General features: G+C 72.8%; 6 protein-coding genes. 4 read left to right on the top strand and 2 right to left on the bottom strand.

What is annotated here, in order from left to right; translation table 11 throughout:
• Positions 1–192 precede the first annotated feature (192 nt).
• The 3 genes from KME77_RS14845 to KME77_RS14835 all read left to right on the top strand — a co-directional run bounded on the left by KME77_RS14845 (position 193) and on the right by KME77_RS14835 (position 3,736).
• Positions 193–819 (top strand): TetR/AcrR family transcriptional regulator, encoded by a 627-nt coding sequence (locus KME77_RS14845; RefSeq protein ID WP_246609779.1) that lies wholly within the window; start codon positions 193–195, stop codon positions 817–819.
• A gap of 111 nt (positions 820–930) precedes the next feature.
• Positions 931–2,742: a hydroxysqualene dehydroxylase gene (locus KME77_RS14840; protein ID WP_308250705.1), complete on the top strand. Its 1,812-nt coding sequence runs from the start codon at positions 931–933 to the stop codon at positions 2,740–2,742.
• Between the two features lie 52 nt (positions 2,743–2,794).
• A complete protein-coding gene (locus KME77_RS14835; RefSeq protein ID WP_219467234.1) occupies positions 2,795–3,736 on the top strand; it encodes a methionyl-tRNA formyltransferase in 942 nt (313 codons plus the stop codon).
• Here the strand turns inward: KME77_RS14835 and panD are convergent.
• Positions 3,723–4,130 carry an aspartate 1-decarboxylase gene (gene panD, locus KME77_RS14830; RefSeq protein WP_219467232.1) on the bottom strand — a complete coding sequence of 136 codons (408 nt, stop codon included), beginning with the start codon at positions 4,128–4,130 and terminating at the stop codon, positions 3,723–3,725. The two genes, KME77_RS14835 and panD, sit on opposite strands and share 14 nt — an antisense overlap.
• Before the next feature lie 75 nt (positions 4,131–4,205).
• On the opposite strand from panD, the gene KME77_RS14825 reads away from it, so the two are divergent.
• Positions 4,206–5,240, top strand: coding sequence for an ABC transporter substrate-binding protein (locus KME77_RS14825; protein ID WP_219467230.1), 1,035 nt, complete (start codon positions 4,206–4,208; stop codon positions 5,238–5,240).
• Between the two features lie 63 nt (positions 5,241–5,303).
• On the opposite strand, the gene KME77_RS14820 is transcribed toward KME77_RS14825, so the two are convergent.
• On the bottom strand, positions 5,304–11,390 hold the full coding sequence (locus KME77_RS14820; RefSeq protein WP_219467228.1) for a non-ribosomal peptide synthetase: 6,087 nt from the start codon (positions 11,388–11,390) through the stop codon (positions 5,304–5,306).
• Positions 11,391–11,405: the final 15 nt, after the last annotated feature.

Here is an 11,405-nt window from a genome sequence, read left to right as displayed (position 1 = left end):
CCCCCGGCGCCGGCCCCTGGCGAACGTGGCGGCGGCGGCCGAGCCCGCGCAGCGCGCCCCGGCGATGACGACGTCGGCCTGCTCGGCCATCGGACCTCCTGACGGACAGCCCCCGCTAACCGACTCACTTGTCGGTTGTAAGGACGGTAAACGGCCGGAGGTCCGGAGTCAACGGGCGGTAGTGTGCACGACATGGCGAGCAGGGAGCTGAAGAAGCGCATGCCGGGCTCTGCCCGCCGGGCCCGCATCGTCGCGGCGGCCCTGGAGGTCTTCGCGGCGCGGGGCTACCACGCGACGGCGATGGAGGAGATCGCGATCGCGGCGGGCGTGACGCGGTCGGTCCTGTACGACCACTTCCCGTCCAAGCGGGTGCTCATGATCACCGTCCTTCAGGAGCAGAACGCCCTGCTGGTGGAGCACGTCGGCGCCCGGATCACCGGCTCGGGGTCGCCCGGCCGGCGGCTGCGCGCGACCCTGGACGCCTACTTCAGCTTCGCCGAGGGCAGGCCGTCCGCCCGCCGCCTGCTGTTCGACCACACCGACGAGGACGATCCCGAGATCAAGGCCGTGCGCTGGGGCATCAGGGAGACCCGCACCCGCTCGGTGGCCGTGATGCTCGGCCGCGACCTGCGCCGGCTCGGCCTCGACCCGGAGACGGAGATCGCCCAGGCGGTGGTCGAGCTGCTGATCTCGGGCACGGACGGCCTGGCCCAGTGGTGGGCCCGGCATCCGTCGGTGCCGCGCGAGGAGCTGGTCGAGGCCGCCATGCTCGTGCTGTGGAACGGGCTGTCCCAGCTTCCCGGCGCCGACGCCCACTGACCCGGCCCCTTCAGGCCCCCTTCACGATCGTGTATTGACAGACGTGATCCATGCGTTCATCGTTCCGGCTAACCGAACCAACAGAAGTGTCGGTTAGACGGGAGATCGGCCGTGGACCAGCACGAGACCCGGGACGAGACCACCCGGGACGACGGAATCGGACGGCGGCACTTCGTCAAAGGTGCGATGGCCGCGGCGGCGGGCGCGACGGCGGGACCGCTGTGGGGCGCGGCGGAGGCACGGGCGGCGGCGCCGTCGCTGGTGCGCGCCGCCGGCAGGAACGTGGTGATCCTGGGCGCCGGCATGGGCGGGCTGAGCGCGGCCCAGGAGCTGGCCGAGCGCGGTTTCCAGGTCACCGTGTACGAGCGCAAGGAGCTGGGCGGCAAGTCCAGGAGCATCCCCCTGCCGGGGACCGGCACCGGCGGCCGGAAGGACCTGCCCGGCGAGCACGGCTTCCGCTTCTTCCCGGGCTTCTACCAGAACCTGCCCGACACCATGAGCCGCATCCCGTTCGGCTCCGGCACCGTGCGCGACAACCTCGTGGCGGCGAGCCTGGAGGTGATCGCGTACAAGGGCAAGGAGCTGCGCGTCCCCATCCCGGGTGACATCAGCGACGTGCTCGACCCCAACGCGATCAAGGACTACTTACGCACCGCTCTCACGGCCGTCTCCACGGTGCCCTTGCTGGAGATCGAGTTCTTCGTCTCCAAGCTCGTGGCGTTCGTCACCAGCGGCCCGCGCCGGCGGCTCGGCCAGTGGGAGAACATGGGCTTCGCCGACTTCATCAAGGCGAGCAACATGTCGCAGCAGTACCGCGACCTGCTGGTCAGGCTGTTCACCGCCTCGCTGGTGGCGGCCCAGCCGGACAAGGCCAACACCCGCACCATGGGCCTGATGTTCGAGGCGCTCATCTTCAGCGCCGTCGGCCTCGGCCCGTACGGACCGCCCGACCAGGTGCTCAACGGCCCCTCCAGCGACGTCTGGATCACTCCCTGGATCAACCACCTGACCAGCCTCGGCGTGCAGTTCAAGGTCGGCTGGACCGCCACCGGGTTCGACTACTCCGGCGGCCGGGTCACCGGCGTGCGGGTGAGCGACCCCAGCGGCGCCACCGGCACCGTGACCGCCGACCACTACGTGGCCGCGCTGCCGGTCGAGCGGCTGACGCCGCTGCTGACGCCGGCGATGAAGACCGCCGCCCCCGCCCTGGCCAGGCTCAGCCTGCTGGAGACCGACTGGATGAACGGGGTCCTGATCTTCCTCAAGGAGCCCCGCCCGATCGCCAACGGCCACCTCATCTACGCGGCCACGCCCTGGGCGCTCACCTCGATCAGCCAGGCGCAGTTCTGGACCGGCAGCTTCCCGGCGAAGTACGGCGACGGCACGGTCAAGGACGTCCTGTCCCTCGACCTGTCGGACTGGAACACCCCGGGCATCCTGTACGGCAAGACCGCCAAGCAGTGCACCCGGGCGGAGATCGGCCGCGAGGTCCTGGCGCAGGTGCGCTCGGCCCTGCCCGGCGGGGCGGCCCTGCTGCCCGACTCGATCGTGGCCACGACCTGGGTGGACCCGGCGATCACCGGTGAGGGCACCCCCGCCGTGGCCAACGACGAGCCGCTGCTCATCAACACGCCCTCCTCCTGGAGCAACCGGCCCACCGCCACGACCGCGATCCCCAACTTCTTCCTGGCCGCCGACTTCGTCCGCAACAGCATCAACCTGGCCACGATGGAGGGCGGCAACGAGGCCGGGCGCATGGCGGCCAACGGCATCCTGGACGCCGCCGGCTCCTCGGCGAGCCGGGCCCGGCTCTTCACCCTCTACCTGCCGCCCGAGTTCAGGGGCCTCTACGACACCGACGACGTGCGTTACCTGCTGGGCCTGCCGAACCAGTTCGACCTGCTGAGCCCGTACTGGCCCTGACCTGGTAATTAGGTTAGGCTCACCTAATCGGGCTTAGCCACAGGAGGCGCGCATGCGGGTTGCGATGTTCGGCTACCAGACCTGGGGACACCGCACGTTGCAGGCACTTCTGGAATCCGGCCACGAGGTGGTGCTCGTGGTGACGCATCCCAAGAGCGAGCACGCCTACGAGAAGATCTGGGACGACTCGGTGGCCGACCTGGCCGCCGAGCACGGCGTACCGACGCTGCTGCGCAACAGGCCGGACGACGAGCTCGTCACCTCGCTCAAGGAGGCCGACCCGGACATCATCGTCGCCAACAACTGGCGGACGTGGATCCCGCCGGAGATCTTCACCCTGCCCCGCCACGGCACGCTCAACGTGCACGACTCGCTGCTGCCCGCCTACGCCGGCTTCTCCCCGCTGATCTGGGCGCTGATCAACGGGGAGGAGAAGGTGGGCGTCACCGCGCACCTGATGGACGAGGAGCTGGACGCGGGCGACATCATCCTGCAGCGCGCCGTCCCCGTCGGCCCCGCCGACACGGCCACGGACCTGTTCCACCGGACCGTGGACCTGATCGGCCCGATCGTGCGCGACGCGCTTATGCTCATCGACACCGGCCGGGCGACCCCGATCACGCAGGACCGGTCGAAGGCGAGCTTCTTCCACAAGCGCTCCGTCGAGGACAGCCGCATCGACTGGACCTGGCCGGCGCAGGACATCGAGCGGCTGGTGCGGGCGCAGTCCGACCCGTACCCGAACGCCTACACCTTCTACCGCGGCGAGCGCCTGCGGGTCCTGAAGGCGTCGGTGTCGAAGGGCGTCTACGGCGGGACGCCCGGCCGGGTCTTCATCCGCGAGGGCGACGGCGTGGTCATCGTCGCCGGCGCGGAGGCCCGGCGCGGGCGCAGCCACGGGCTGGTGATCGAGCGGGTCCGCACCGAGTCGGGCGCGGACCTGCCCGCCACGGAGGTCCTGCGGACGATGGGCGGCTACCTCAGCGACCGCTGACCTGCGCGGCCGCCTCGGGTACCGGGGCGGCCAGGTCGGCCCCGAGGTCCACGACCCGGTTGTCCCCGTCGACGTGCACCACGGACGGGACGTACGCCTTCAGCTCGTCCTCCTCCACCTGCCGGTAGGACATGATGATGACAAGATCACCGGGGGAGACCAGGTGAGCGGCCGCCCCGTTGATGCCGATGACGCCGGAGCGCGGCTCTCCCTCGATGACATAGGTCACCAGTCGCGCCCCGTTGGTGATGTCCACGACGTGGACCTGCTCGCCCTCGACGAGCCCGGCCTCGTCCATGAGGACCTTGTCGACCGTGATCGAGCCGACGTAGTGCAGGTCGGCCTGGGTCACGGTGGCCCGATGGATCTTGCCGCCGAGCAGGGTGCGCTGCATGTCCAGCCTCCGATGATCAAAGTTAGGTAATGCTATCCTAAGTGGGTCGCCCTCCTCCGGCCATAAGGAACGCAGATGATCAGTTCCAATCCCGTCCGGCGCGCCGTCGCCATCACCGCATCGTGCGTCCTTTTGGTGGTCTCGCTCGTCTCGTGCGGCAACACGGGGACCGCGGCTCCGCAGGCCTCCACGGCCGCGTCCGCGTCCGCTTCTGCCTCCGCTCCGGCCGCCGCGTTCCCGGTCACCATCGAGCACAAGTTCGGCAGCACCACGATCAAGGAGCAGCCGGCCCGCGTCCTCACCGTCGGCTGGAACGACCAGGACTTCGCGCTCGCCCTGGGCGTGGTGCCGATCAGCACGCGCGAGTGGTTCGAGGAGTACGCGACCTACCCGTGGGTCAAGCCGGCGCTGGGCGGCAAGCCGCTGCCCACGTTCTCGGCCGAGCTCAACTTCGAGGCCATCATCAAGCAGCAGCCGGACCTGATCATCGCGATCTACGAGACGGTCAACAAGGAGACCTACGACAAACTCTCCCAGATCGCCCCGACGGTGATCCAGTCGGGCTCGTACGCCGACGAGCAGACCCCCTGGGACGTCCAGACGCTCACCACGGGCAAGGCCCTGGGCAAGTCCGCCGAGGCGCAGGCCCTGGTCGACAAGGTGAACGCCAAGATCGACGAGGCCAAGAAGGCGCACCCCGAGTTCGCCGGCAAGGTCCTGGTCGCCGACTTCGGCCCGGAGAACGGGCAGCACTGGCTGCTGCCGGCCAAGGACCCGCGGCGGGCGCTGTTCGACGCGCTCGGCTTCGGCGCGCAGAAGGAGGCCAACGAGATCAGCGAGGAGCGGCTGGACATCCTGGACAAGGACGTGCTGTTCGTCAACGGCGCGACGAAGGCCAAGATGCTGGAGTCACCGGTGTTCGCGCGCCTGAAGGTGGTCAAGACCGACCGCACGCTCTACACCGACTTCTCCACCCCGCTCGGCGGCGCGCTGTCCTACAGCGGGCCGAACGCGCTGCTGTACGCGCTCGACGTGCTCGTGCCGCAGCTCGCGAACGCGGCCGACAACGACCCCTCGACCCAGGTCAAGGACCTGTCAGCCGCTACCTGAGCCGCACGGACTGACACGGCGGCGGGCCCCCGGTTGCCGGGCCCGCCGCCGTGTCGTTTCTCGTCATCGCGTCAGTTCGGCCAGCAGCGGGCCCAGGACCTCCAGGGTGGCGGGGTCGAGCAGCTCGGAGTGCCGGCATACGACCTCGACCACCCGCAGCTCCCCCGCCACGTGCGGACGCCACCCGTCCGAGGCCACGGCGGCGAACCCCTGCTCGGGCACGGTCGCGTCCACGAAGACGACGTCCCCGGCGTACACGCCGTATTTCGCCCGCGCCATCATCCGGTCGTGGGCCAGGTAGCTCTCCACCACCCGGACGATCTGCTCGTCCTCCAGGGCCGCGACGCCGTCGTCCAGGCCGCGCAGGAAGGCGACGGCGTCGGTGACGGTCATCTGCGCGTCCGGCGGCTGGAAGCCCATCTCGGCCAGCAGCCCGGCGACGTCCCCCGTCCCCTCCGGCACCTCGACCGGCGTGTCGAGCATGCCGAGGAAGGTGACGCGGCCGCCCAGCAGCACCGCGACCTTGTGCGCCACCGCGCCGCCGAACGACCAGCCGAGCAGGCCGACCGGCCCCTCGGGGACGGTGCGCGCGATGAGGGCGGCGTACTCGGCGGCCAGCTCGTCCATGGTCGCCGGCAGGCCGTCGTCCCGGCTGAGGCGCGGTGACTGCAGCCCGTACAGCGGCACGTCCGGCAGGTAGCGCTTGAGCGGGGCGAACTGCCAGCTCAGTCCGCTGGCGGGCGGGAAGCAGAACAGCGGCGGCCGGGCGCCGTCCGGCCGCAGGGGAAGCAGCTCGGCCATCGCGTCGCCGGTGGGGGCGCCGCCGGCGATCCGCCGGGCCAGGGCGGCGGCGGTCGGGGCCGCGAACAGCTCCGCGACCGGGATCTCGGCCCCCAGCTCCGCGCGCAGGGCCGCGGCCAGCCGTACCAGCAGCAGCGAGTGGCCGCCCAGGGCGAAGAAGTCGTCGTCCACGCCGACCGCGCCGACGCCCAGCACCCGCGCCAGGACGGCGCAGACGGCCGCCTCGGTGCGGGTGCGCGGCGCGACCCGGCCGCTCAGCCGGTCGAAGTCCACCTCCGGCAGGGCCGCGCGGTCCACCTTGCCGTTCGGGGTGAGCGGCAGCTCGCCGAGGACGACGACGGCGGCCGGGACCATCCAGGAGGGCAGCCGCTCGGCCAGATGGTCGCGCAGCGCGGGGGCCGGGGCGGTGACGTAGGCGACGAGCTGGTCCTGCCGGGCGGCGACCGCGACCCGCGCCACACCGGGGCACGTCGCCGCGACCGCCTCGATCTCGCCCAGCTCGATGCGGAAGCCCCGCACCTTGACCTGCTGGTCGGTGCGCCCGAGGTACTCCAGCTCGCCGTCCGCGCTCCAGCGGGCCAGGTCCCCCGTACGGTACATGCGCCCGCCCGTGAAGGGGTCGGCCACGAACCGGGACGCGGTCAGGCCGGGGCGGCGCAGGTAACCGCGGGTGACCTGGGCCCCGCCGAGATACAGCTCACCGGCCACCCCCGGCGGCGCCGGGGCGAGGGCCGCGTCCAGGACGTAGGCGGTCGTTCCGGGCAGTGGGCGGCCGAGCGTGGGCCGCTCGTCCCGGCGGACGGCCGCGGCGCTGGCCCATACGGTGACCTCGGTGGGGCCGTACAGGTTCGTCGCCCCGGCGGTCCGCTCGCTCAGGCTCCGGGCGAGGGCGGGCGGCAGCGCCTCGCCGCCGACCAGCGCGCGCACGCCGCCGAGGTCGGCGTCCGGGGGCAGCGCCGACCACAGCGACGGCGTGGCCTGCATGATCGTGATCCGCTCGGCCCGCATCAGCTCGGTGAGCAGGAACGGGTCGCGCACCTGCTCGTCGGAGGCCATGACCACGCAGCCGCCCGTGCGCAGCGGCGCCATCAGCTCCAGCACCGAGATGTCGAAGGAGAGCGTCGTCACGGCGAGCAGCCGGTCGGCGGAGGTGACGACGGGCAGCGCGGCCAGGAAGGACTCCAGGTCGCGCTGGGTCACCACCACGCCCTTCGGCCGGCCGGTGGAGCCCGAGGTGTAGATGACGTACGCGGCCGAGCGCGGGTCGCGCGGCGGCGCGTCGCCGGGCGCGATGCCGTACGGGAGGTCGCCGAGCGTGATGCCGTCCGGGAAGAGGTGGCGGGTGCGGTCGTTCACGACGATCGTGGCCGGTCGCGCGTCCGCCACCATGAAGCGCAGCCGCTCGGCCGGGAAGGCGGGGTCGAGGGGAAGGTAGGCGGCGCCCGCCCTGGCCACCCCGAGCACGGCCACCAGCAGCTCGGCCGAGCGCGGCAGGGCGATCCCGACCAGGTCCTCCGCGCCCAGGTGGGAGAGCCGGGCGGCGAAGGCGGCGGAGGCGGCGTCGAGGTCGGCGTAGCTCATCGTCCTGCCCTCGAACACGCAGGCGTCGGCGTCGGGGGTGCGCCGGGCCAGCTCCGAGAAGCGGGCGTACCACGTCGGCCCGCCATCCTCCGCAGGGCCGCCGTCCTGCCAGGCGGCCAGGTCGGAGCGGTCGCCCGCCGAGAGCACCTCGACGGTCCCGACCGGCTGGTCCGGCCGGGCGGCCACCTCGCCGAGCAGCACGAGGAGGCGGTCGACCAGCCGCCGCGCCGTCGCGGGGCGGAACCGGCCGGCGTCGTACTCAAGGATCAGCTCGAACGGCTCGCCGTCCACGAACGTCACGTTCAGGTCGACCTTCGGCTCGGCGGCCACCGAGGGCGCCTCCCCGACCGGCAGGCCGAGCACGGTGTCACGGCCGGCGGGCTGGTGCAGGTATCCCAGCATCACCTGGAACAGCGGGTTGCGCCCCTGCGACCGCGCCGGGTTGACCGCCTCCACCACCTGCTGGAAGGGCAGGCTCGCGTGCTCGAACGCGGCCAGGTCCGTCTCTCGGACCCGTCGCAGCAGCTCGGCGAAGGTGGGCGAACCGGACAGGTCCGTACGCAGGACGACGGTGTCGACGAAGAACCCGACCAGGTCGTGCAGGGCCGGATCGTCGCGGCCGGAGGTGGGGCTGCCGATTGGGATGTCGGTCCCGGCGCCGAGCCGGGAGAGCAGGGTGGCCAGCGCCGCGTGCAGCACCATGAACAGGCTCGCCGACTCCTTCCGGCCCAGCTCGCGCAGCGACTCGACCAGCTCGGGCGGCAGCGAGGCGGTGGCCTGGCCGGCCGGCCGGCCGGCGCGGGCCGGGCGTCCCCTGTCGGCGGGCAGGGTGATCTCGTCGGGCAGCCCGCGCAGTTGCTCCCGCCAGTAGGCGCGGTCGTCCTCGCTCCGGTCGTCCAGCCGCAGCCAGAGGGCGTAGTCGGCGTACTGGACGGGCAGCGGCTCCCAGCCGGGGGCGCGCCCGTCGAGGCGGGCGGCGTAGGCGGCGCCGAGGTCGCGCAGCAGCGGGCCGTCGGACCACTCGTCCATCACGACGTGGTGCAGCACCAGCGCCAGGACGGTGTCACCGGTGTCCTGCTCCTCGATGAGGGTGGCCCGCAGCGGCGGCTCGGCGGCCAGGTCGAAGGGGCGGGCCAGCGCGTCGGCGAGGGCGGGCCCGGCCGCGGGGCAGCGGACGACGGTCACCTCGATCCGGGGCTCGGCGAGCACCCGCTGGGCGGGCCGCTCGTCGATGACCGTGCGCAGGATCTCGTGCCTGGACACGACGTCGCCGAGGGCGGCGCGCAGGGCGGCGGCGTCCACGGCTCCGCGCAGGCGGACGAGCAGCGGGTAGGTGTAGGCGGTCGAGGCCGGGTCGAGCTGCTGGAGCAGCCACAGCCGTTCCTGCGCGGGCGACAGCGGCACGTGGTCCGGGCGCGGCATGCGGGTGAGCGGGGGGCGGGCGGGCCCGGCCGCGCTCCCGAGGCGGGCCGCCAGGCGGGCCGGGGTGCGGGCGTCGAACAGGTCGCGCAGCGACAGGTCGGCGCCCGTGGCGGCGCGCGCCAGGCCGAGCAGCCGGATCGCCAGCAGCGAGTGGCCGCCCAGGTCGAAGAAGTCGTCCTCCGCCCCGACCGGCTCGCCGGCGCCGAGGGCCTGGGCGAACAGCGCGCACAGCACCCGTTCGCGCTCGTTCGCCGCCGGCTGCGAGGTGGAGGCCAGGGCGCGGGGCTGGGGCAGGGCGGCGGTGTCCAGTTTGCCGTTGATGGTCAGCGGCAGCGTGTCCACCACCGCGTACGCCGCCGGCACCATGTACCCGGGCACCACCGTCTTCAGGTCCCGCTGGACGGCGGCGATCAGCTCGTCGGCGTCCCCGGGGGCGTCGGGCACCAGGTAGGCCACCAGCCGCTTGGCCCCCGACCCGTCGGGGACGGCCAGGACCGCGCTCTGATGGACGCCCGCCCGAGCGGTGACGGCGGTCTCGACCTCGCCCAGCTCCACCCGGTACCCGCGGATCTTGACCTGGTCGTCGGTGCGGCCGAGGAAGTCGAGGTGGCCGTCGGCGCGCACGCGCACCAGGTCACCGGTACGGTACATGCGCCCGCCCGGCGCGAACGGGTCGGCCACGAACCGCTCGGCGGTCAGCCCGGGACGGTTGAGGTAGCCGCGGGCCAGACCGGCGCCGGTGATGTACAGCTCGCCGACGGGGGCCGGGCGCAGGAAGGCGTCGAGGACGTAGCAACTGGTGTTCCAGATCGGCCGTCCGACCGTGGTGGTGGGGCTCTCGGCGGTGCCCGCGCCGAGGGTGTTGATCGTGTACTCGGTCGGGCCGTACAGGTTGTAGCCGCTCACGCCCTCCGTCTCGCGCAGCGCCGACCACAGCGACTGGGGCACCGCCTCGCCGCCGAGCAGCACGAGGGGCGGCCGGTGGTCGAGCAGGCCCTCGTCCAGCAGGTGCTGGGCGTAGGTGGGGGTGACGTTGACGACGTCGATCCCGTTGCCGCGGCAGTACGCGACGAGCGCGGTGGCGTCCCTGCGCAGCTCCTCGTCGCAGATGTGCACGTGGTGGCCCTCGATCAGCCACAGCAGTTCCTCCCACGACATGTCGAAGGAGAAGGAGACGGTGTGCGCGATGGTGAGCGTCCGGCCGCCGGCCGCCGCGACGGTCGGCGCGAAGATCGCCTCGCGGTGGTTGAGCCGCATGTTGGTCAGGCCCCGGTACGGCGTGACGACGCCCTTGGGGCGGCCGGTGGAGCCGGAGGTGTAGATCACGTACGCGGGGTGGTCCAGCCGTCCCGGCCGTACGGGCAGGCCGATCGGGGCGGTCGGCCCCGACACCTCCTCCAGGCGCAGCACGGGGACGGGGTGGGCGGCGAACCTGTCCTTCACCGCGTCCGTGGTCACCAGCAGGACCGGGTCGGCGTCGGCCAGCATCGCCAGCAGCCGGTCGCCGGGATTGTCCAGTTCGAGCGGGAGGTAGGCCGCCCCCGCCCGCAGCACGGCGAACAGCGCCGCGACCATGTCGATCGAGCGCGGCACGGCCAGCGCGACGATCCGCTCCGGTCCCGCTCCGGCGGCCAGCAGTGAGCGCGCGATCTGGTTCACCCGGGCGTCCAGCTCGGCGTACGTCAGCGTCCGCGCGCCGAAGGTGAGCGCGGCCCGGTCCGGGGTCCGGGCGGCCTGGGCCGCCAGCAGCTCGGCGATCGTCTCCTCGCCCATAGGCCGGGCCGCACCGTCCATGGAGGCGCCCTCGCCCGGCAGCAGCAGCGGCACGTCGGCCACAGTCGCGGCCGGGTCGTCGGCGACGCGGAGCAGGACGCGCTCCAGCCGGGCCAGCAGCGCTTGCGCCTGCTCGCGCGCCACCACGTCCGCCCGGTGCTCCAGCCGTACGGTGAGCCGCGCCCCCGGGGTGGCCACCCAGGTCAGCGGGTAGTGCGTGGCGTCCACGGCCGACACGCCGACGATGCCGTGCTCCCGCTCCAGGTCGGTGAAGGTGTCGTCGCCGAGGAAGTTCTGCAGCACGTACAGGCTGTCGAAGAGCTGGTCGCGGCCGGCCGCGCGCTGGATGTCGCCGAGGCCCAGGTACTCGTGCGGCATCAGCGCGACCCGGTCGGCCTGCACCCGCCGCATGACCTCCAGCACGCTCTCGTCCGGCGCGAGCCGGACCACGGCCGGGACGGTGTTGAGGAACACCCCGATCACCGACTCGATGCCCTCCAGCTCGGTCGGCCGCCCCGCGACCGTCGTGCCGAACACGGCGTCGCGGCGGCCCGACGCGTGGGCCAGCACCATGCCGAGCGCGGGGGT

It is taken from the genome of Nonomuraea rhizosphaerae, from assembly GCF_019396405.1.
Taxonomy (GTDB): domain Bacteria; phylum Actinomycetota; class Actinomycetes; order Streptosporangiales; family Streptosporangiaceae; genus Nonomuraea; species Nonomuraea rhizosphaerae.
The sequence above is the reverse complement of the archived record's forward strand: the minus strand, read 5'-3'. Positions and strand labels throughout refer to the sequence as shown.

What these genes read in the sequence shown, in the direction of transcription:
- panD (WP_219467232.1), bottom strand. Translation starts at nt 4,130, where the DNA reads ATGCAGCGCACCCTGCTCGGCGGCAAGATCCATCGGGCCACCGTGACC.
- KME77_RS14845 (WP_246609779.1), top strand. Translation starts at nt 193, where the DNA reads ATGGCGAGCAGGGAGCTGAAGAAGCGCATGCCGGGCTCTGCCCGCCGG.
- KME77_RS14820 (WP_219467228.1), bottom strand. Translation starts at nt 11,390, where the DNA reads ATGGTGCTGGCCCACGCGTCGGGCCGCCGCGACGCCGTGTTCGGCACG.
- KME77_RS14835 (WP_219467234.1), top strand. Translation starts at nt 2,795, where the DNA reads ATGCGGGTTGCGATGTTCGGCTACCAGACCTGGGGACACCGCACGTTG.
- KME77_RS14825 (WP_219467230.1), top strand. Translation starts at nt 4,206, where the DNA reads ATGATCAGTTCCAATCCCGTCCGGCGCGCCGTCGCCATCACCGCATCG.